The organism is Pseudomonas putida (assembly GCF_003228315.1).
Lineage (GTDB): Bacteria > Pseudomonadota > Gammaproteobacteria > Pseudomonadales > Pseudomonadaceae > Aquipseudomonas > Aquipseudomonas putida_S.
In genome coordinates this window covers 1,506,935-1,527,174 of record NZ_CP029693.1, presented here as the reverse complement: position 1 = coordinate 1,527,174, position 20,240 = coordinate 1,506,935, and the positions used below count along the sequence as shown (strand labels likewise).

16 protein-coding genes are annotated in these 20,240 nt (G+C 61.5%); 6 read left to right on the top strand and 10 right to left on the bottom strand.

All coding sequences use genetic code 11. The features are described from left to right. Positions 1-3: 3 nt before the first annotated feature. The 3 genes from glcE to DKY63_RS06795 form a co-directional block, all read right to left on the bottom strand. Positions 4-1,068, bottom strand: coding sequence for a glycolate oxidase subunit GlcE (gene glcE / locus DKY63_RS06805; protein ID WP_110963399.1), 1,065 nt, complete (start codon positions 1,066-1,068; stop codon positions 4-6). After that, entirely contained in the window at positions 1,068-2,567 is a 1,500-nt protein-coding gene (gene glcD, locus DKY63_RS06800) for a glycolate oxidase subunit GlcD (protein ID WP_110963398.1), read from the bottom strand. The genes glcE and glcD overlap by 1 nt, the downstream gene beginning before the upstream one ends. Positions 2,568-2,757: 190 nt before the next feature. Continuing rightward, a complete protein-coding gene (locus DKY63_RS06795; RefSeq protein WP_110967865.1) occupies positions 2,758-4,521 on the bottom strand; it encodes an L-lactate permease in 1,764 nt (587 codons plus the stop codon). Between the two features lie 169 nt (positions 4,522-4,690). Between DKY63_RS06795 and DKY63_RS06790 the strand changes: the two genes are divergently transcribed. The 4 genes from DKY63_RS06790 (at position 4,691) to DKY63_RS06775 (ending at position 9,509) form a co-directional block, all read left to right on the top strand. Beyond that, the gene (locus DKY63_RS06790; protein WP_110963397.1) at positions 4,691-4,927 is read left to right on the top strand and encodes a hypothetical protein; all 237 of its coding nucleotides are present in this window, start codon (positions 4,691-4,693) and stop codon (positions 4,925-4,927) included. A 542-nt stretch (positions 4,928-5,469) separates the two neighbouring features. Then, the gene (locus tag DKY63_RS06785; protein WP_110963396.1) at positions 5,470-5,904 is read left to right on the top strand and encodes a GNAT family N-acetyltransferase; all 435 of its coding nucleotides are present in this window, start codon (positions 5,470-5,472) and stop codon (positions 5,902-5,904) included. A gap of 96 nt (positions 5,905-6,000) precedes the next feature. Next, the gene (mdeB, locus tag DKY63_RS06780; protein WP_110963395.1) at positions 6,001-8,685 is read left to right on the top strand and encodes an alpha-ketoglutarate dehydrogenase; all 2,685 of its coding nucleotides are present in this window, start codon (positions 6,001-6,003) and stop codon (positions 8,683-8,685) included. 77 nt (positions 8,686-8,762) lie between these two features. Continuing rightward, complete coding sequence (locus DKY63_RS06775; RefSeq protein WP_110963394.1) at positions 8,763-9,509, top strand: sulfite exporter TauE/SafE family protein; 747 nt, start codon at positions 8,763-8,765, stop codon at positions 9,507-9,509. On the opposite strand, the gene DKY63_RS06770 is transcribed toward DKY63_RS06775, so the two are convergent. Next, complete coding sequence (locus tag DKY63_RS06770) at positions 9,506-9,832, bottom strand: AzlD domain-containing protein (protein ID WP_110963393.1); 327 nt, start codon at positions 9,830-9,832, stop codon at positions 9,506-9,508. The two genes, DKY63_RS06775 and DKY63_RS06770, sit on opposite strands and share 4 nt — an antisense overlap. Next, complete coding sequence (locus DKY63_RS06765; RefSeq protein WP_110963392.1) at positions 9,829-10,566, bottom strand: AzlC family ABC transporter permease; 738 nt, start codon at positions 10,564-10,566, stop codon at positions 9,829-9,831. Before DKY63_RS06765 ends, DKY63_RS06770 begins: the two co-directional genes overlap by 4 nt. A gap of 162 nt (positions 10,567-10,728) precedes the next feature. Here DKY63_RS06765 and DKY63_RS06760 point away from each other — a divergent pair, with 162 nt between their 5' ends. Both DKY63_RS06760 and DKY63_RS06750 read left to right on the top strand, forming a co-directional pair. After that, positions 10,729-11,607, top strand: coding sequence for a LysR family transcriptional regulator (locus DKY63_RS06760; RefSeq protein WP_110963391.1), 879 nt, complete (start codon positions 10,729-10,731; stop codon positions 11,605-11,607). Between the two features lie 453 nt (positions 11,608-12,060). After that, positions 12,061-13,623, top strand: coding sequence for a sensor domain-containing diguanylate cyclase (locus DKY63_RS06750; RefSeq protein ID WP_110963389.1), 1,563 nt, complete (start codon positions 12,061-12,063; stop codon positions 13,621-13,623). 28 nt (positions 13,624-13,651) lie between these two features. Here DKY63_RS06750 and DKY63_RS06745 read toward each other — a convergent pair whose 3' ends face one another. The 5 genes from DKY63_RS06745 to hutU form a co-directional block, all read right to left on the bottom strand. Then, entirely contained in the window at positions 13,652-14,260 is a 609-nt protein-coding gene (locus DKY63_RS06745) for a TetR/AcrR family transcriptional regulator (protein WP_110963388.1), read from the bottom strand. A gap of 76 nt (positions 14,261-14,336) precedes the next feature. Then, on the bottom strand, positions 14,337-15,764 hold the full coding sequence (locus DKY63_RS06740; RefSeq protein ID WP_110963387.1) for a purine-cytosine permease family protein: 1,428 nt from the start codon (positions 15,762-15,764) through the stop codon (positions 14,337-14,339). A gap of 96 nt (positions 15,765-15,860) precedes the next feature. Further along, complete coding sequence (locus tag DKY63_RS06735) at positions 15,861-17,003, bottom strand: acyl-CoA dehydrogenase family protein (protein ID WP_110963386.1); 1,143 nt, start codon at positions 17,001-17,003, stop codon at positions 15,861-15,863. Further along, positions 16,993-18,159 (bottom strand): CaiB/BaiF CoA transferase family protein, encoded by a 1,167-nt coding sequence (locus DKY63_RS06730; protein ID WP_110963385.1) that lies wholly within the window; start codon positions 18,157-18,159, stop codon positions 16,993-16,995. Before DKY63_RS06730 ends, DKY63_RS06735 begins: the two co-directional genes overlap by 11 nt. A gap of 137 nt (positions 18,160-18,296) precedes the next feature. Then, positions 18,297-19,976: a urocanate hydratase gene (hutU, locus tag DKY63_RS06725; RefSeq protein ID WP_110963384.1), complete on the bottom strand. Its 1,680-nt coding sequence runs from the start codon at positions 19,974-19,976 to the stop codon at positions 18,297-18,299. Positions 19,977-20,240 lie beyond the last annotated feature (264 nt).

The window sequence follows — 20,240 nt, the reverse complement described above, 5'->3', positions numbered from 1 at the left end:
GGTTCAAAGCTCCGCGTACAGGCGACCGGGGTTGAAAATGCCCCGGGGATCGAGTTGCTGCTTGAGGCTGCGGTGGTAGCGCATCAGCGCGTCGGGCAAGGGCTGGAACGGGCTGTCAATCAGGCCATGGCTGTAGCAGGTCACGTGGCCTCCGGTTTCATCGACCACCTGGCGAATGAAACTGGCCTGGCTATCGGACTTGAGCCAGCGCTGGGCGCCGCCCCAGTCGATCAGTTGCCGGCCGGGCAGCGACAGTTTCGGTGTGTTGTGGGGCAGCGACAGGCGCCAGAGCGGCTGGTCCTCGTCGAAGAACGGCAAGCGATGCTCGTTGAGGTCATCCCAGTAGCGGCCGTCCATCAACTCCCCGCCGAGGCGGTCATGGGCCGACGCCACCGACCCTTCGCCACCTTCAAGGCGTAGATACAGACGTTCACCGTCATGGCTGGCCGCACTGATCGGCAAGGGCTGCTGGCCCCATTTCGCCAGGTTGCGCAGTGCGCGTTCGCTGTCCATGTCCAGGCTGATGCTCAGGGTTCGGCGGGGTTTGGGCAGGACCTTGAGCGAGACTTCGGTGATCAGGCCCAGGGTGCCAAAACTGCCGGCCATCAGGCGCGACAGATCGTAGCCGGCGACGTTCTTCATCACCTCGCCGCCAAAGCGCAGGTGCTTGCCCAGACCGGTGATGACCCTGGTGCCAAGGACAAAATCGCGAACCGAGCCCGACCAGGGCCGCCGTGGTCCCGAGAGCCCGCAGGCGATCATGCCGCCGACGGTCGCATCGTCACCGAACGCCGGCGGCTCGCAGGGCAGCATCTGCTGTGCGGCATCCAGCACTTGTTTGAGTTCGGCCAGCGGCGTGCCGCAGCGCACGGTGATGACCAATTCGGTCGGGTCATAGCTGACAATGCCGCGATGGCTGCGGGTGTCGAGGATTTCCCCGGCGGTGATGCGCCCGAGAAACGCCTTGCTGTTCGAACCTTGAATGCGCAGCGGCGTGGCGTTTTCCAGTGCCCGGTTGACCTGCTCCAACAGCGCCTGGCTGTCGTCGAAATCGCCTGTGCCGTGCATCAGAAACGCTCCAGGTCAGGGAAGGGCAGTTGCCCGCCATGCACGTGCATGGCACCGAACTCCGCACAGCGGTGCAGGGTCGGGATGTTTTTTCCGGGATTGAGCAGGCCGCTGGGGTCGAATGCGTTTTTGACGGCATGGAACAGGGTCAGTTCATCACTGTTGAACTGGGCGCACATCTGATTGATTTTCTCGCGGCCGACACCGTGCTCGCCGGTGATGCTGCCGCCGACTTTCACGCACAGCTCCAGAATCTTGCCGCCCAGGGTTTCGGCGCGTTCCAGTTCGCCGGGCTGGTTGGCATCGAACAGAATTAATGGATGCATGTTGCCGTCACCGGCATGGAACACGTTGGCCACCCGTAGGTTGTACTCGGCGGACAGCTCGGCGATGGCCTTGAGCACACCGGGCAACTCGCGGCGGGGGATGGTGCCGTCCATGCAGTAATAGTCCGGCGACAGGCGGCCCACCGCGGGGAAGGCATTCTTGCGCCCGGCCCAGAAGCGCACGCGCTCGGCTTCGTCTTTTGCCAGGCGGACTTCGGTGGCGCCGGCCTGTTCCAGCACCTGCCGCACGCGGGTGCAATCGTCGTGCACGTCGGCTTCGACGCCATCGAGTTCGCACAGCAGGATGGCCTCGGCCTCGATCGGGTAGCCGGCGTGGATGAAGTCCTCGGCGGCGCGGATGGCCAGGTTGTCCATCATCTCAAGGCCCCCCGGAATGATCCCGGCGGCGATGATGTCACCCACCGCGCGGCCGGCCTTTTCCACGGAGTCGAACGCGGCCAGCAGCACCTTGGCCGATTGTGGCTTGGGCAGCAGCTTGACCGTGACCTCGGTGATCACCCCGAGCATGCCTTCGGAGCCGGTGAACAGGGCCAGCAGGTCGAGACCGGGGGCGTCGAGGGCGTTGGAGCCCAGGGTCAGGCATTCGCCGTCGACGGTGAGGATGTCGACCTGCATTACGTTGTGCACGGTCAGGCCGTATTTGAGGCAATGCACGCCACCGGCGTTTTCGGCGACGTTGCCGCCGATGGAACAGGCGATTTGCGAAGAAGGGTCCGGCGCGTAGTACAGGCCGTACGGCGCGGCGGCCTGGGAAATCGCCAGGTTGCGCACCCCCGGCTGGACCCGGGCGGTACGGGCTTCGGGGTCGATGTGCAGAATCTGGTTGAAGCGCGCCATCACCAGCAACACGCCTTTTTCCAGGGGCAGGGCGCCGCCTGACAGACCGGTGCCGGCCCCCCGGGCGACCACCGGTACGCGGCGCTCATGGCACAGGCGCAGCACGCCCTGGACCTGCTCGATCGTGCGCGGCAGCACCACCAGCATCGGCGTGGTGCGGTAGGCCGAGAGGCCGTCGCATTCGTAGGGCTTGAGTTCTTCCTGCTGATGCATGATCTCCAGGTCAGGCATTTGCGTTCGCAGGGCCTGCAACAGCGCGTTTTTGTCGACCTCGGGCAGGGCGCCGTCAACGCGTTCGTCGTAAAGAATGTTCATCGGCGTACGACACTCGTTTTGTAGTTATGTGAGGTCTGTTTCCGGTAGCCAATTTCTATCCTATCCCTGTAGGAGCGAGCCTGCTCGCGAAAGCGGTGTGTCAGCCAACAACAATGTTGAATGTCAAACCGGATTCGCGAGCAGGCTCGCTCCTACAGGGGAGGAGTGGTAGGTCGGGATTTGGGGGGAGTCAATGCCCTCCCACCACCATATGACTGAACGGCGCCACATACGCCTGCAAGGTCACCAGGCCGCCGACGAGGATGGCGAGCACGATCGAGTGGAAGAACACGTAGCGCAGGATCTCGCCTTCGTGGCCGTACCAGCGGGTCGCGGTGGAGGCGACCACGATGGACTGGGCATCGACCATCTTGCCCATGACCCCGCCGGAGCTGTTGGCGGCGGCCATCAGCACCGGGCTCAGCCCAAGCTGTTCGGAGGTCACCCGTTGCAGGCCGCCGAACAGCACGTTGGAGGCGGTGTCCGAACCGGTCAGGGCCACGCCGAGCCAGCCGAGCAGGGTGCCGAACATCGGATAGAAAATCCCCGTCGCCGCAAAGGCCAGGCCCATGGTGGCGTCCAGTCCCGAATAGCGCGTGAGAAAGCCCAGGGCGAGCATCGCGGTGATGGTGATCAGCGAGTAGCGCACCACCCAGATCGTGCGCAGGTACTGCTTGATCAACTGCGGGATCGAATAGCCCATCAGCAGACCGCCGACAAGCGCGGCCAGCAGGATGCCGCTGCCGGTGGCGGTGAACCAGGTGAATTTGTAGATCGCCTCTTCGACTTTAGGCGCGGGCACTACCGGCGGTACTTTCTGGATCTGCTGGTGAATGGTGGTGAAGGTCAGGACGGGTGCAAACACCGGGTTGGCCTCAACCATCGGTTTGCCCTGCGGATCGAGCTTGGCCGAATGGGTGACCGGGTCCATGGCCGGGCGGGTGTCGAACATGTTCTTGAAACCCTGGGTGCCCCAGGCGAACACGAAGACAGTGAGGATGATCCACGGCATCCACGCGCGCATCACAGCGTTTTTCGAGTCACCGGCAAAGGCGGCGGTCGGCTCGGGTTTGCTGGCGTGTTCGTCATCGATCTTCGAGTTGTCGACCCGTCCCGACAGCGCCGCGGAGGTGTGCACGGTGGCCGGTTTCCAGACCTTGAGGAAACCGGTCAGGCAGGCCATGGAAATCAGTGCGGCGATCACATCCACCAGCATCGGCCCGTGGTAGTTGGACACGAGGAACTGCGGGACCGCGAAACTGACCCCGGCAACGAGGATCGCCGGCCAGATTTCCAGGGTCTTGCGCCAGCCGGCGAACGCCCAGATCAGCCAGAACGGCACGATCACCGAGAAGAACGGCAGCTGCCGGCCGACCATCATCGACAGCTCCATTTCATCCAGCCCGGTGACTTTGGCCAGGGTGATGATCGGCGTACCCAGGGCGCCGAACGCCACCGGGGCGGTGTTGGCGATCAGCGCCAGGCCCGAGGCGGCCAGAGGCGAGAAGCCCAAACCGATCAGGATGGCCCCGGTCACCGCCACGGGCGTGCCGAAACCGGCGGCGCCTTCGAAAAACGCGCCGAAGCAGAAGGCAATCAGCAGCAATTGCAGGCGCCGATCGTCGGTGATCCGTGCCAGGGAGTCCTGCAGCACTTTGAACGAGCCGTTTTCAGTGGTCAGCCGGTGCAGAAAAATGATGTTCAGGACGATCCAGCCAATCGGCAACAGACCGTTGGCCGCCCCGTACAACGCGGCGGAACCTGCCATGTTGGCCGGCATGCCAAAGGCGAAGATGGCAATCACCAGCGCCGAGGCCAGGGCGAGCAGGGCCGCCAGGTGCGCCTTGACATGAAAGAACGCCAGGGCCGCCAGCATCACGACGACGGGCACGGCGGCCAGGAGGGTTGAGATCACCGGGTTGTTGAACGGATCGTAGATTTGCTGCCAGACCATGTTCACCTCTGCTTCTTATTGTTGGACGTGCAGACCCCTGGGGGGACGGTGGTTTCCAGTATAGGTGGCATTGCGCCGCTGTCAGATTCGACGACCAGTCCTTTGAAATCCGGGAGCTGAGCTAGCCTTCTTACAAAGGTCGCCGTCCAGCCATGGGAGGAGTTTTGCGATGACTGAGCGCCATATCGAACACAAGGAAACGCTGTCCAATGGATGCAGCATCAAGGTCAGGGCCGAGATCCTGAAAGATGGTTCGCTGGGAATGTTTATCGGGGTCTATCGGCCCGATGGCACGGCCATCGACGAAAACCACGATCCCAGGCCGCACATGCTGGACATGGAAGCGGCGATGGATTGGGGGATTGATATTGCCAAGGGGATTGGTAATAGCCAGCGGACTTTGTAGGCGGGGAACGGCGATAGCATGTTTGGATTTTTCTGCGCCTGCCCAAGGACGAAATCGGTCTAAAAAGGCACTTTTACATTTTGTGGCTTTTGCTAGTCTTGAACTTGTAGGTGAAAACGCAGACTGATGCGCAAGCGGATAGCGGGGACGCGTGGGGCGCGCTCCGAAGGGTACACGGTTAGAAAGATCTCCGCGCTGAGATCCAGCCCTTATGCCGTGTGAAGCAGGACAGCGCATTGCTGTACCTGTGGGACTCCTGAGAAACCTCGTAAGCCAGAGACCAGCACTGGCCACCTACTAAACCCACTATAGAGCCCGCCTAGTGCGGGCTTTCTAATGCCTGCTGTTTTTACCTGTAGGAGCGAGCCTGCTCGCGATGGACGTCAACGATGACGCGCTGTGCATGGATGAACGCGGTGTATTTGGGTTCATCGCGAGCAGGCTCGCTCCTACAGGGGCAAGGCTTTGCCTCGACAAGTTCACACAAGCAACCGGCGGCATTTGCTAGCCTGCGCCCTCCGTCACTGCACAGGCACCCTCCGATGTTCACTCTGCGAATCATGACCCTGGACGATTACGAGGCGGTCATCGCCCTGATGCAAAGCACGGCAGGCATTTCCCTGCGCGACGCCGATTCCCGCGAGGCCACCGCGCGTTATCTGCAACGCAATCCCGACATGAGTTTCGTTGCGCAGATCGACGGCGCACTGTGCGGCTGCGTGATGTGCGGGCACGACGGTCGGCGGGGTTATCTGCAGCACCTGCTGGTTCTGCCGGCGCAGCGGCGACAGGGCATCGCCCAGGCGCTGGTCGAGCGTTGCCTTGCCGCACTTGAGCAGCAGGGCATCCTCAAATGCCATCTCGATGTGTTCAAGACCAACGTCGCTGCCGCCCGTTATTGGCAGGGGCAGGGATGGCAGTTGCGCACGGACATCGATCGCTATTCGTTTATCCGCTCGGGCAATGCCAATGCGTGATGGCGGGGAGTTCACCTGCTGGCGAAAGTCCTGAAGAGCGATCACATTGATGGGATGCCACCTTGAAGCGTCGCCCGACACTTGCAGGAGTCGCCCATGAATCCGTCCGATATTCACGCCCAGACCGAAGACCTCGAGGAAATTACCGAATGGCGCGAGGCGCTGCTGTCGGTCATCGAGCATGGCGGCGCGGCGCAGGCTCGAAAGATCCTCGACATGCTGGTGAAGACGGCCAGCGAAGCGGACATCGGTTGGCGGCCCGGGCACGGCACCCCTTACGTCAACAGCATCGGCGTCGACCACCAACCCGCCTTCCCGGGGGACCTGGCCATCGAAGAGCGCTTGGCGTCGATCATGCGCTGGAACGCCCTGGCGATGGTTGCCCGGGCCAATCAGGCTTACGGCGAACTGGGCGGACACATCGCCAGTTATGCCAGCGCCGCCGATCTGTTCGAAGTCGGTTTCAACCATTTCTTCAAGGCGCGAACCGAGAGCAGCGGTGGAGACCTGGTGTTTTATCAGCCGCACTCGGCGCCGGGAGTCTACGCCCGAGCCTTCCTCGAAGGCCGGCTGGATGAGCGGGATCTGCAACACTATCGGCAGGAAATCGGCGCCCGCGCCAATGGCGCGCGGGGCCTGTCGAGTTATCCGCACCCCTGGCTGATGCCGCACTTCTGGCAGTTTCCCACCGGGTCCATGGGCATCGGTCCTATCAGCTCGATCTACCAGGCGCGCTTCATGCGTTATCTGCACCATCGAGGCCTGCTGGACACCACTGGCCGTACCGTCTGGGGCGTGTTCGGCGATGGGGAAATGGACGAACCGGAAAGCATGTCGGCGCTGACACTGGCGGCGCGCGAAGGGCTCGACAATCTGGTCTGGGTGGTCAACTGCAACCTGCAACGGCTGGACGGGCCGGTGCGGGGCAATGGGCGCATCATCGACGAACTCGAAGCGCTGTTCGGCGGCGCCGGCTGGAGCGTGATCAAGCTGGTCTGGGGCTCCGATTGGGACAATCTGTTCGCGCGCGACAGCGATGGCGCGCTGGTCAAGGCGTTGTCCGCCACGGTCGATGGTCAGTTCCAGACGTTCGCCGCCAAGGACGGTCGCTTCAATCGCGAGTATTTCTTCGGCCAGAACGAGGCACTGGCGCGCCTGGCCGAGGACCTGAGCGACGAGCAGATCGATCACCTCAAGCGCGGTGGTCATGATCTGGTGAAAATCTTTGCTGCCTATCACGCCGCCCGGCTTGAAGGCCGCAAGCCCACGGTGATTCTGGCGCAGACCAAGAAAGGGTTCGGCATGGGTGAAGCGGGGCAGGGCCGGATGACCGTGCACCAGCAGAAGAAACTCGACAAGGAGGCGTTGCTCGCGTTCCGCAACCGTTTCAACTTGCCGTTGAGCGATGAGCAGGCGCAGTCGCTGAGCTTCTACAAGCCCGACGAAAACAGCCATGAAATGCGCTACCTGCATGAACGCCGCCGGGCATTGGGCGGTTATATGCCGGCGCGATCCTCGGTCTGCCCGTCGTTGCCGGTCCCTGTGATCGACAGCTACGCCGGGTTCGCGGTGACAGCCGAAGGCAAGGAAATGTCCACGACCATGGCCTTCGTGCGCATGCTGGGCGGGTTGCTGCGGGACAGGTCGTTGGGGCCGCGCATCGTGCCTATCGTCGCCGACGAAGCGCGTACCTTTGGCATGGCCAGCCTGTTCAAGCAGATCGGCATCTATTCCAGCGTCGGCCAGCGTTACGAGCCGGAAGACATCGGCTCGATTCTCAGTTATCGCGAAGCCCTGAACGGGCAGATTCTGGAAGAGGGCATCAGCGAGGCGGGGGCGATCAGTTCCTGGGTGGCCGCTGCCACCAGTTATTCGGTGCACGGCCTGCCCATGCTGCCGTTCTACATTTACTACTCGATGTTCGGTTTCCAGCGCATTGGTGATCTGATCTGGGCGGCAGCGGATCAGCGCGCCCGAGGTTTCCTGCTGGGCGCCACCGCCGGGCGCACGACCCTGGGCGGCGAAGGCTTGCAGCACCAGGACGGCAGCAGCCACCTGATGGCCTCGATGGTCCCCAACTGCCGCGCCTACGACCCGGCCTTCGCCTGCGAGTTTGCGGTGATTCTCGACCACGGCATGCGCCAGATGCTGGAGCGTCAGGTGGACGAGTTCTACTACGTCACCCTGATGAACGAAAACTACCCGCAGCCGAATCTGCCCGAGGGCGTCGGAGAGGCGATCATCAAGGGTATGTACCGCTTCGCCGGGCATGAACCCGCCGATGCTCGCGGCAGTGTCCACTTGTTGGGATCGGGCACCATCCTGCGCGAAGTCATCGCGGCTTCGCAGTTGTTGGCCAGCGACTGGAACGTCACCAGCCAGGTGTGGAGCGTCACCAGCTTCAGCGAACTGGCACGTGAGGCCCGGGAGGTCGAGCGCTCGAACCGCCTTCATCCGCTACAGACGGCGCGGCGCAGCCATCTTCAGGAGTCGCTGGATGATTCGGCACCGATCATTGCCTGCTCCGATTACGTGCGTGCCTTGCCGCAACTGATCGCCAGTTACCTGGAAGGTCGCTGCACGGTGCTTGGCACCGACGGTTTTGGGCGCAGCGATACGCGTGACAGGCTGCGCACGTTCTTTGAAGTGGATCGTTATCAGATTGTGTTGAGTGCGCTGACGGCGCTGGTTCGTGAGGGGACGCTTGAAGCAAGTGTCTGTGTCGAAGCGATTGCCAGGTACGCCATCGATGTCGAGGATGTGGCGCCCTGGGAAGGTTAGAGGCAGGTCCAGGCCTTCCTAAACCCCACACCAGACCGTAATGTGAGCGCTTCCATATGGGTGGGATGGAGCAGGGCATGTCGCTGGTCGAGTTGTTTTTGCTGGGGATACCGGCGGTTTTGTTGACGGGGATTTCGAAGGGCGGTTTCGGCGGTGCGCTGGGGGGTATTGCCGTGCCGTTGCTGGCGCTGAACATGCCGCCGACCCAGGCCGCGGCGATCATGCTGCCGATTTTGTGCATCGCCGATATCACCGGCCTGCGCCGCTTTCGCGGGAAGTGGGACAAGGGCAATCTGAAGATCATGCTGCCAGGCGCCCTGGTGGGGGTGTTGATTGGAGCGCTGACGTTTGGCGCCCTGAGCGAGCGCCTGATCGCGCTCTTGATGGGCGCCATTGCGATCGTGTTTTTCTGCCTGAACGTCTGGGCCGCCCGACACACCCTGGCCCCGGCGCAACCCAAGGTTGGCAAGGGCACCTTCTATAGCGCTCTGGCAGGCTTCACCAGCTTTGTCGCCCACGCCGGCGGGCCACCGTTGATGATGTATCTACTGCCTCAGCAAATGGACAAGGTGCGCTACATCGCGACCACCAATGTGTTCTTCCTGCTGACCAATGCGATCAAGCTGGTGCCCTATGCGCTGCTCGGCCAGTTTTCACTGACCAACCTCGGCGCCAGCCTGGCGCTGGCTCCGATCGTGATTCCCGGTGTCTGGCTGGGGATCTGGCTGCAGGGGCGAGTGAACCAGACATGGTTCTACCGGATCGCCTGGTTCGGACTGCTCGTCACCGGGATTCAGTTGGTGATGCGCAACCTCAATGTCTAGCTGAACCAGTAATTGAGTGCCCACAGTGTCCCCATTCCGACCCCCAGCGTGAGCAATGTGCTGCGGGTCCGCCAGGCGACCAGGGCGGCGAGAAGCGCGGCGGGAATTTGTGGGTTGCTCCAGTCGAACGTCCCATGGCGATCCGGGTAGACCACGGCTGGTAATACCAGCGCAGCCAACACGCTCGCCGGTACGTAGAGCAAGGCACGGCGCAGCAATGGCGGAATCCGCAAACTGCCGTAGAACTGGATAAAGGACAGGCGAATGGCGAAGGTGCCTGCGCCGATCAACAGGAACAGACCCCACTGCGATAGCTCGCTCATGATGCCTCCTGTTCTGCTTCGTTGCCCTGTACCGCAGGCATTTCCTTGCGCAGGTGCTCGACCAACAGGCCCGTGATCACGCCACCCAGGGAAGCCGTCAGCATGCCCAGGTTGTAGGGCAGGTCGACGGCCAATACCGCCAGCGCACCTCCCACCACGGCGGCACTCAGGGTGGCGACATTGCGGATGCCGGGGATCAGCAGCGCCAGGAAGGACAGTGGAATCGTGAAGCTCAATGACCAGGACTCGGGAATGCGTGCACCGAGGAATACCCCTGCCAGCACCGCCAGATTCCAGGCCACCCACATCGTGACGGCGGCGCCCATGTAGTAGGGAAAAGCGAAGCGTCCGAGCCCGCCAGAGGCGGTTCTCAGGCTGAACAGCGCAAATACCTGGTCGGCGAGCAAATAGGACAGCAGCCACGTTTTGCGCCGGGGCAGGTGGTGCAGGTGCGGCGCCAGCGATGCGCTGTACATCAAGAAGCGAAGATTGATCACCAGTGCGGTGAGCACGATGGTCACGGGCAGGGCGCCCGTTTGCAGCATCTGCAATACGGCGATTTGCGCCGATCCCGAATAGAAAATCAGGGTCATGCCCATGGCGGTGGTGGGTGACATGCCCATCCCGACAGCGGTGACACCGGCAATCAAGCCGAAGGGAATGACCCCGGTGGTGAGCGGGGAGGCGGTGTGAGCACCGTGCATGAACGCCTGTGTCCCACTTCGATAATTCATTGGAGTTCCTTAAGACGTGTTTCGATCGTTGCGCGTAGCGGCTCAGCCCAGGCTCATTCCAGGCCTGGGCCGGATGGCGCCTGATCAACATAATGCTCGTGACAATTGGTAACAACGACAGATTTCTGAAATATTAGGCCTAGAAAAAATGAGGCTCGCGACATGTTTCTCGACTCACCCATCAGGCACACACTGCAACTCAATGCCCTGCGCGCATTCGAGGCATCGGCCCGTCTTGGCGGATTCGCCCGGGCGGCCCATGAACTGAAGGTGACGCCGGGTGCCATCGCCGCCCAGGTCAAGGCCCTGGAAGAGGAGTACGGCGCCGCGCTGTTCGAGCGCCACGCAAAGGGCGTAAGGCTCACGGTGCTGGGGGAGAGCATCAAGGAGCAGTTCATCGAAGCCTTCGATGCCGTGGAAGAAGCCGCGCGAACCCTTCGGCGACTGTCCGCACCGCAGCGGGTGCACATCGTCACTTCTCCGGCGTTGGCGCAATTGTGGATCGGGCCACGCCTGCCACGTCTCACCGAAATGCTGGCGCCGATTGAAATCTCGGTCACCGCCGTCGACGAGCCCCCCAACCTCAAGCGCAGCCCGTTCGACCTGTGCCTGTTCTACACCGAGCAACTCGCACGCGGGCAACGCATGCTGGCTGTCGAAGAGTTGCTGCCGGTTTGCGTGCCTTCGCTGGCCGCGCGGATCAGCCATCCGCAGGATCTTGCCGATGTGCGCTGTATCGCCGATGTGGGATGGAATGACTGGGAGATATGGACGCGCTCCTGCATGCCCGGCCAGAAGTTCGTCGCCCGCGGGCCGGGGTTTTCGCTGTATTCCATCGCGGTGCAGCAAGCCTTGTTGTCTGCCGGGGTATTGATTGGCCGTCGCAGCCTCATACAACGGTATCTGGACAGTGGTGAACTGGTTGCCCCCATTGATCAATCCATTGCGCTGGGGATGGTCATTGCCGCCTGGAAGCTGCCGGGGGCCAAGGGTAACCGTGTGGTGGAGGCGGTGGAGGAGGCGTTGATGCAGTTGGCGTAGGGACTTTTTATGCTTTCGGGGGCGCTTTTTCGGCGAGCGTTGCGAACCGTTCCCAAGGCCCCGTGCTGGTCATCGGAAAAGCGCGGGAAAACTTGTGATGATGGCGTATAGCCGCTAATAGTGATTGGGTACTGGGAGAGGGCCTGAAGATGATTTCGAGATTCGTTGTAGTCCCTGCAATACCGACGGAAACGGGTTCAGTGCGTGACGGTGCGCGCTTCTATTGCGAGACGGCGCCAATAGGTTTCAACATCTATGACAACGAAGAGAAATGTCGTTTGAAGACGACCTATCAGAACCGGGAAGTGGCTCGGGACGAATGCCAGCGGCTTAATCAGGAGCTGTTCCAGGCGTGTCTTGCACGACGGGAATCCATGGAAGCGGTATAGACGCTTATCCACTTGTTAAAAATGCCGACGCTAATCAGGACGCTTTGCGTATTTGGAAATCAGGATGATTTGGACGAAACGGCGCAGCTCTTTGCTGGGCTTTATTTTTTTGGCCGTAGGCCTGGTACTTTTTTCGGCCTTGCTATTGCTCAAGTCCGAGACTCAGCGAAGGGAAACGTATTTTTCTGAGTACGTGCAGAATATTTCCGGGGTTGTGCGCAATCAGCTGGATACCAATGAGGCCGTTCTCTCGGGCTTCTCGGCATTCCTGCAAGCAGTGGATCAGAGTGATACCGAAGCGACGGCCCGTTATGCGGCAGCCGTGTTATCAGCCTACCCGCATATCTACATGCTCGAAGTCGCCCGCGCTGTGCCGGTCTCCGAGCAGGTCGCTTTTGAAAAGCTGTTGCGGCGCACATGGCGGCCAGACTTCGAGCTCAAGGATTTCCCCAGTCTCACTCAGCAACCCAATGGACCCCAGGCCTTTTTGAGTGAGACCTGGCCTGTGTTGTTCATGTACCCGTCGCTGCCTGAATCCAGCTCGATTTACGGCGTAAGGCTGGAAACGGTCCCCTATCTTTCCTACGCACTGGCACGCACCCACAGCAGCCAGAAGCCCGCGGTTTCTCCCGTGTTCTCCATGTACGAAGGCGGGAGTGCCTACATTCTGATGCAGTCAGTCACTCGACCCGAGCAGGAGCGCGGGCGTGCCAGCCCGAATTTTTTCGGCAGCACCATGGTCGCGTTGCTGTTGGTCAAGACCGGTGCACTGTCTGAGGCCGTCAATCACGCGAATGTCGATCCGCTGGTTCATATAACCGCCGTGCTGAAGACGGCGGCCGGATCTGAGAGCGATGTTTTTTCAACGCAGGTTCAACAGGCCGGCTTCCTCGATCGCCTGCTGTTGCCGCAATTGAATGACCGTGTCGAAATTCTCAATTCATCGCAGCCCATGACCCTGCTGTTCGAGCGGCAACTGCGTTTCGGGGACGTCCTGACCGAAGAAATGCTGATGATTCTTCTGGTACTGGCCGGGGCCCTGGTGCTGATGCCGATGGTCTTGATCAGGCATTTCAAGTCGATGGAAAGAGCCGAAATCGAGCACGAGCGCGCGGCCTGGCTCGCCACCCATGACGTGCTCACGCAACTACCCAACCGATACCTGCTCGCCGAGCGTTTCGCCCAGGCGCACTCGGATTGGGAAACGAAGGGTATTGCGTTTGCCGTGCTGTTGATCGACCTGGATCACTTCAAGGAAATCAACGATCAATACGGCCATGACGTCGGTGACGAGGTTCTTCGGGCGGTCGCCGGTCGCATGCTTCAATCCAGCCGCCCATGTGACACCGTTGCCCGGTACGGTGGCGACGAATTCGTCATGCTGATTTCCAACCTTTCCGACCCCCGGAGTGCCGAGGTGCAGGCGGCGAGGGTGTTCGACTCCATCGCCCGGAAAGTCGTGACCAGTGCAGGAGAGCTATCGGTATCGTGCAGTGTCGGGGTTTCACTGTGCCCGGTTCATGGCCAGAGTCTCGATGCGTTGCTCAAGGCGGCGGATCAGGCCATGTATGGCGTCAAGCAGCTCGGGCGAAGGGGCGTGGGGATGACTGAATCTCCGCTTGCATGAGACGAGCCTCGCTGCAGCATCCGATTGCTTATCGAACATCTTCCTTGCTGCTCGCGATCATGCGCATGACGCAACCGGTGAGCAGTTCCGTCAGGTGCTGCTCCGACATCTCCAATTCGTTCCAGTGCAACTGGCCGTAGAGCATGCCCATCACGGCATGGGTGATCAGGCCGGTCTCGGCATTTGGCTGGCTCTTCGGTTCACGTTGTTCGGCGATGATTTCGTTCAATAGCGCGTGGTGCGCTCGCTTCAATTTGTCGGCGTGTTGCTGGTGTACCTCGTCGAGGTTCACGAACTCGCGGGTCACCAATATCAATCGGTGCCTGTCGTTCAAGGTAAAGCTGACGAAGGCGTGGACAAAACGACGCACCCGCTCGGCAGGCGTCCTGGCGCCTTTCATGCGCCGCCTGGTGATGATCAGCAGGTCTGACAAGGCCGACTCGATGAGTTCGAACAACAGGCACTGTTTGTTTTCGATGTGATGGTAAAGCGAGCCGGCCTGCAGCCCTACGTGACCTGCCAGATCACGCAAGCCAATGGCCTGGAAGCCACGTGTTGCGAACAGCTCGACGGCGGCATGAACCAGCCGGTCGCGAGCGCTGAGCGGTGAATGGGTGGAGGCGTGGATTGCAAGCATGGTGCTTTCACCAGGGGAAAAGTGATCGTTCGGGTGACGAGGCAGGGCGGCCCCGGCGGGCCGCCCTGCAGCCGGATCAGACCGGATTGGACTCTTGCGGGAGAATCAGCCGTGCAGGCACGCGTTGTCGCGAACCCCGTGCCACCCAGTAGTAAATGAAGGCGGGGACGATCAGGCCGATCAGCCACGAAATATCGGTGCCGCCGAGGGTTTCGACCAGTGGGCCTGTGTAGAAACTGGTGGCAATGAACGGCATCTGGATCAGCACGCCGAGGGTGTAGACGGCAATGCCGGGCATATTCCAGCGGCCGTAACGGCCATCAGGATCCGACAGGGCCGGAATGTCATAGCGCTCCTTGGTCACCAGGTAGAAATCCACCAGGTTGATCGCGCTCCAGGGGGTGAAAAACGCCAGCAGGAACAGGATGAAGGCGGAGAAGTCGTGCAGGAACGAGTGCCGGCCCATCAAGGCCAGCGCCGTCGCCGCGCCGACCATGACCAGCACGTAGAGCAGGCGCGACACCCTGGAGATTTCCTGATTGCCCCGGAAGCCGCTGACGATCGTTGCCATTGACATGAAGCTGCCATAAGCGTTGAGGGTGGTGATGGTGACCTTGCCGAACACGATGCTGAAAAACAGCAGCGACGCCACAAAGCCACTCGCACCCAGGCCGACGATGTAGGACACCTCATGACCGGCGAACTGATCCCCCGCCAGCGCGGCGACGAACACCCCGAAGATCATCGAAATCTGGGTGCCGATGACCGATCCCAGGCCGACGGCGAGAAAGGTTTTCAGGGCTGATGTGCTTCTCGGCAGGTAGCGCGAATAGTCGGCGACATAAGGGCCGAACGCGATCTGCCAGGAGGCCGACAGCGAGATCGCCAGCAGGAAGCTGCTCAGGGAAAAATGCCGGTTGGCCAGCAGTTCGCCGATGTCGTGGGCCGACAGCAAGCGATAGAACAGATAGAAGAACGACACCACGCCAATCAGGCTCGAGAGCCTCCCGATCAAGTGGATGGTGCGATAGCCCAGCACGGTCAGCACGACGATCATCGCGGCAAAAATGAGAATGCCGGTGCCGTCACTGACGTTGATCAACTGGCTGATCGCCTGGCCGGCGAGCACCGAGCCGCTGGCCGAGAATCCGATGTACATCAGGCAGGCCAGAACGATAGGGATCACCGCGCCGTATACACCGAACTGCACACGGCTGGAGATCATTTGCGGCAAGCCCAACTGCGGGCCCTGGGCCGCGTGCAGGGCCATGATCGCGCCGCCCAGCAGTTGACCGACCAGCAGGCCGATCAGCGACCAGAACACGTCGCCGCCGAGCACCACGGCCAGGGCGCCGGTGACGATGGCGGTCACTTGCAGGTTGGCGCCGAACCACAGGGTGAATTGACTGAGCAGTCGTCCATGGCGCTCGGATTCGGGGATGTAATCGATGGATCGCCGTTCTATATACGTCTTGCGCTGCGCACTTTCTTTGGAGGCGGACATGGCGGTTCCTCTCGGGTGTCGTGGGATACGACAACCTTCTCGGGTGGTGAAGCCAGGGATGGGGCCTGTGATCCAGGCCCCGGTTTTTTTGCTCGGTTAACGCTGGGCGTCGAGGACGCTGCGCGAAATGATGATTTTCTGCACTTCCGAGGTGCCCTCGAAAATCCGCAGGATTCGCGCGTCACGCACATAGCGCTCCAGCGGCAGGTCGCGGATGTAGCCATAACCGCCATGCAGTTGCAGCGCGGCATCGGTTATGAAACCGGCGCATTCGGCGGCGAACAGTTTGGCGGTGGCCGACTCCAGGCTGAAACGTTCACCGCTGTCGCGGCGCGCGGCGGCTTTCCAGGTGAGCATGCGTGCCGCTTCCAGTTGCGTGTACATGTCGGCGATGCGCCATTGGGTGCCTTGATAGGCCGCCAGCGGCTTGGGCCCGATCTGCCGTTCGCGAATCCAGCCAAGGCTGGCCTGCAAGGCTGCGTTGGCCACGCCCAGGGACATGGCGGCCACTTCGACGCGGCCGCGATCGAGCACCGCCATGGCGGTGTTGAAGCCGGCGCCTTCGCTGCCCAACAATGCCGACGCGGGCACCCAGCAATCCAGGGACAGCTCATAGATGGTGCTGCCGCGCAGGCCCATGGTTTTTTCCGGGCTGGAGAAGCTGATGCCGGCGGTGCCCTGGGGGATCATGAAGGCGCTGATGCCCTTGTGTCCGGCGTCGGCGTCGGTCTTGGCGTAAAGCACGATGAAACCGGCTTCGCGGGCGTTGGTGATGTAGTGCTTGCTGCCGCGGATTCGCCAGCCGCCGTTTTCCGCTTGCGCGCGGCAGCGCATGTCGGCCGGGTTGGAGCCCGCCGCCGGTTCGGTCAAGGCGAATGCCCCCAGCAACTCACCGCTGGCGGCGCGGGGCAGCCATTCCTGTTTCTGTTGTTCGGTGCCACCGATCAGGATCGAATCCGTCGCCAGAAAATGCGCGGTCAAGGCTGAGGCCGTGGATGCGCAGGCACCGGCAACGGCCTCGACGACGCGGCTCATGGCCAGGCTGCCGATCCCCAGGCCACCATATTCTTCAGGCAGGTTGATGCCCATTCCACCGAGTTCCGCCAGGGCTTGCAGGCTCTCGGCACAGAACGTTTCGGTTTCGTCGTAATGCTGGGCTCGTGGCTGGATCACTTCACGGGCCAGTTTTTCAGCGGATTCGATAACGGCCAGTTCGACCTGGTCCAATTCAAAGTTCATGGGAAAGCTCCTGTTTGTTCAGTCCGAATGCCTCGTTGTCGGCGCCCAGGCGCGGGGCGAGGGTGAGGGCATGGGGTTTGTGGCCGTTGAAGAACACCGGTTGCGGCACCAGTGGTTGCGCTGCACCTTGCGGGCGTACCAGCAATTGACGCACTTGCGCCTGTTCGCTGTCGGCCGCCTGGGCGAGGTTCCACACCGGGGAAGAGGGCACGCCGGCATCGAGCAGAATGTCGCAGGCCTGGTCGACGCTCAGCTGGCGCGTCCAGTGTTCGATCTCTGCGCGCAATGCAGGCTCGTTCGATGTGCGTTGCGGGTCGTCGGCAAAACGTGGGTCGCTGGCCAGTTCCGGCTTGCCCATGCATTCACACAAGCGCTGGAACAGCTTGTTGCTGGCGACCGCGATGACCACTTGGCCGTCTGCCGCGCGATAGGTGTCGAAGGGGGTCGACACCGGGTGACGGTTGCCCACCAGGCCCGGCGCGACGCCATTGGCAAACAGATTGGACAGGCCGGTCATTTGCAGGCTGAACAACACATCGAACATGGCGACGTCGATGTATTGCGCACCCGGTGCGTGGCGCTCGCGTGCGAACAGCGCCGAGCTGATCGCCCAGGCGGCGTAGACCCCGGCGCACAAGTCGCCGATGGCCTCGCCGCTGCGTGTCGGTCCGGTCTCGGCAAAACCGGTGACGCTCATCAATCCGGACATGGCCTGGGCGACGATGTCATAGGCCGGGTTGGTCGACAGCGGACCGTGCTGGCCAAAGCCTGAGATGCTCGCGTAGATCAGCTCGGGGTTGTATTGCTTGAGGGTGTCGAAATCGATGCCCAGGCGACGGGTCACGCCGGGACGGAAGTTCTCCACGACGACGTCGGCGTCGCGCACCAGTTCATACAGGCGGGCCAGGTCTTGCTTGGACTTGAAGTCCATTTCGACGCTGCGCTTGCCGCGATTGATCAGGCCGAAGTAGACGCTCTCACCGTCCTTGAAAGGACCCAGGTGACGGCTGTCATCTCCGTGGCCCGGCACTTCGAACTTGATCACGTCGGCGCCAAGGTCCGCCAGCATCGCGGTGCAGTGCGGGCCGGCCAGCACGCGGCTCAAATCCAGCACGCGAACGCCTTGCAGTTGTTGGGTAAACGGGCTGCTGCTCATGGCAGTTTCCTCGTATGGGGGCTTTAGGTTTCCCTGTGTAGGAGCTGAGCTTGCTCGCGATGAGGCCGGCAAATTCAACATCTTCGCTGGCTGATACATCGCTATCGCGAGCAAGCTTTGCTCCTACAGGGCAAGCATTACTTGCCGGTAATCATCGGTAGGTTCAGCCCTTGTTCTCTGGCGCAGTCGATGGCGATCTGGTAACCGGCATCGGCATGACGCATGACGCCAGTGGCCGGGTCGTTGTGCAGCACGCGAGCGATGCGCTCGGCCGCCTCATCGGTACCGTCGCAGACAATCACCATGCCCGAGTGCTGGGAGAAGCCCATGCCAACGCCGCCGCCGTGGTGCAGGGAAACCCAGGTCGCGCCGCTCGCGGTGTTGAGCAGGGCGTTGAGCAATGGCCAGTCGGACACGGCGTCGGAACCGTCCTGCATCGATTCGGTTTCGCGGTTCGGGCTGGAGACCGAGCCGGAGTCCAGGTGGTCGCGACCGATCACGATCGGTGCCGACAGCTCGCCGCTGCGGACCATTTCGTTGAACGCCAGGCCCAGCTTGGCGCGCAGGCCCAGGCCAACCCAGCAGATACGTGCCGGCAGACCCTGGAAGCTGATGCGCTCGCGAGCCATGTCCAGCCAGTTGTGCAGGTGGGCGTCGTCCGGGATCAGCTCTTTTACTTTCGCGTCGGTCTTGTAGATGTCTTCAGCGTTGCCCGACAGTGCCGCCCAGCGGAACGGGCCGATGCCACGGCAGAACAGTGGGCGGATGTAGGCCGGTACGAAGCCTGGGAAGTCGAAGGCGTTTTCCACGCCTTCTTCCTGGGCCATCTGGCGGATGTTGTTGCCGTAGTCGAAGGTCGGGATGCCTTGTTTTTGAAAGTCCAGCATGGCCTGGACATGCACCGCCATCGATTGCTTGGCGGCCTTGACCACCATTGCCGGATCCGTGATGGCGCGGTCGCGATACTGCTCCCAGGTCCAGCCGGCCGGCAGGTAGCCGTTCAACGGGTCGTGGGCGCTGGTCTGGTCGGTGACCATGTCCGGGCGCACGCCGCGACGCACCAGTTCCGGCAGGATCTCGGCGGCATTACCCAGCAGGGCGATGGAAATGGCCTTGCCTTCGGCGGTGTATTTGGCGATGCGGGCCAGGGCGTCGTCGAGATCCTTGGCTTGCTCGTCGACGTAGCGGCTGCTCAAGCGGAAGTCGATACGGCTTTGTTGGCATTCGATGTTCAGCGAGCAAGCGCCGGCCAACGTAGCAGCCAGTGGTTGCGCGCCACCCATGCCGCCCAGACCGGCGGTCAGGACCCAGCGACCTTTCAGATCATCGTTGTAGTGCTGGCGACCGGCCTCGACGAAGGTTTCGTAGGTGCCCTGGACGATGCCCTGGCTGCCGATGTAGATCCAGCTGCCGGCGGTCATCTGGCCGTACATGGCCAGGCCCTTGGCGTCCAGTTCGTTGAAGTGTTCCCAAGTGGCCCAGTGCGGCACCAGGTTGGAGTTGGCGATCAGTACGCGCGGGGCGTTGCTGTGGGTCTTGAACACGCCGACCGGCTTGCCGGATTGCACCAGCAGGGTCTCGTCGTCGTTCAGGTTGGTCAGGCTCTCGACAATCTTGTCGTAGCACTCCCAGTTACGCGCCGCACGACCGATGCCGCCGTAGACCACCAGTTCCTTCGGGTTCTCGGCCACTTGCGGGTCGAGGTTGTTCATCAGCATGCGCAGCGGCGCTTCGGTCAGCCAGCTTTTGGCGGTCAGCTTGTTGCCACGGGCGGCACGGATTTCGACGTCACGCAGGCGGGTGGTCTTGGCGGTCATGGTCATTTCCTCATTCACGGGTTGGCGGGTCGACGGCGCGGTGCAGCATGTCTGTATGCGCTTATATCAACCTGTATGTACAAGTGAATGCAAGTGAAGGGCCAAATTTGAATTTTTCGAACCTCAGAAAAACTCAAAAATCAAATAAAATGTTAAAAATCAATGACATAAAAATTCAAAGAAAAATGAGCGACACGAAGTCTAAGCAAAAATTCTGTTGCAACTTTGCAATGGATTGGTGCGAGGATGGGCTTTACGTAACAC

Coding starts and splice junctions, on each gene's coding strand:
- DKY63_RS06735 (WP_110963386.1), bottom strand. CDS start 17,003: ATGAACTTTGAATTGGACCAGGTCGAACTGGCCGTTATCGAATCCGCT.
- DKY63_RS06785 (WP_110963396.1), top strand. CDS start 5,470: ATGTTCACTCTGCGAATCATGACCCTGGACGATTACGAGGCGGTCATC.
- DKY63_RS06760 (WP_110963391.1), top strand. CDS start 10,729: ATGTTTCTCGACTCACCCATCAGGCACACACTGCAACTCAATGCCCTG.
- DKY63_RS06770 (WP_110963393.1), bottom strand. CDS start 9,832: ATGAGCGAGCTATCGCAGTGGGGTCTGTTCCTGTTGATCGGCGCAGGC.
- DKY63_RS06740 (WP_110963387.1), bottom strand. CDS start 15,764: ATGTCCGCCTCCAAAGAAAGTGCGCAGCGCAAGACGTATATAGAACGG.
- mdeB (WP_110963395.1), top strand. CDS start 6,001: ATGAATCCGTCCGATATTCACGCCCAGACCGAAGACCTCGAGGAAATT.
- DKY63_RS06775 (WP_110963394.1), top strand. CDS start 8,763: ATGTCGCTGGTCGAGTTGTTTTTGCTGGGGATACCGGCGGTTTTGTTG.
- DKY63_RS06730 (WP_110963385.1), bottom strand. CDS start 18,159: ATGAGCAGCAGCCCGTTTACCCAACAACTGCAAGGCGTTCGCGTGCTG.
- glcE (WP_110963399.1), bottom strand. CDS start 1,068: ATGCACGGCACAGGCGATTTCGACGACAGCCAGGCGCTGTTGGAGCAG.
- hutU (WP_110963384.1), bottom strand. CDS start 19,976: ATGACCGCCAAGACCACCCGCCTGCGTGACGTCGAAATCCGTGCCGCC.
- DKY63_RS06790 (WP_110963397.1), top strand. CDS start 4,691: ATGACTGAGCGCCATATCGAACACAAGGAAACGCTGTCCAATGGATGC.
- glcD (WP_110963398.1), bottom strand. CDS start 2,567: ATGAACATTCTTTACGACGAACGCGTTGACGGCGCCCTGCCCGAGGTC.
- DKY63_RS06750 (WP_110963389.1), top strand. CDS start 12,061: ATGATTTGGACGAAACGGCGCAGCTCTTTGCTGGGCTTTATTTTTTTG.
- DKY63_RS06795 (WP_110967865.1), bottom strand. CDS start 4,521: ATGGTCTGGCAGCAAATCTACGATCCGTTCAACAACCCGGTGATCTCA.
- DKY63_RS06765 (WP_110963392.1), bottom strand. CDS start 10,566: ATGAATTATCGAAGTGGGACACAGGCGTTCATGCACGGTGCTCACACC.
- DKY63_RS06745 (WP_110963388.1), bottom strand. CDS start 14,260: ATGCTTGCAATCCACGCCTCCACCCATTCACCGCTCAGCGCTCGCGAC.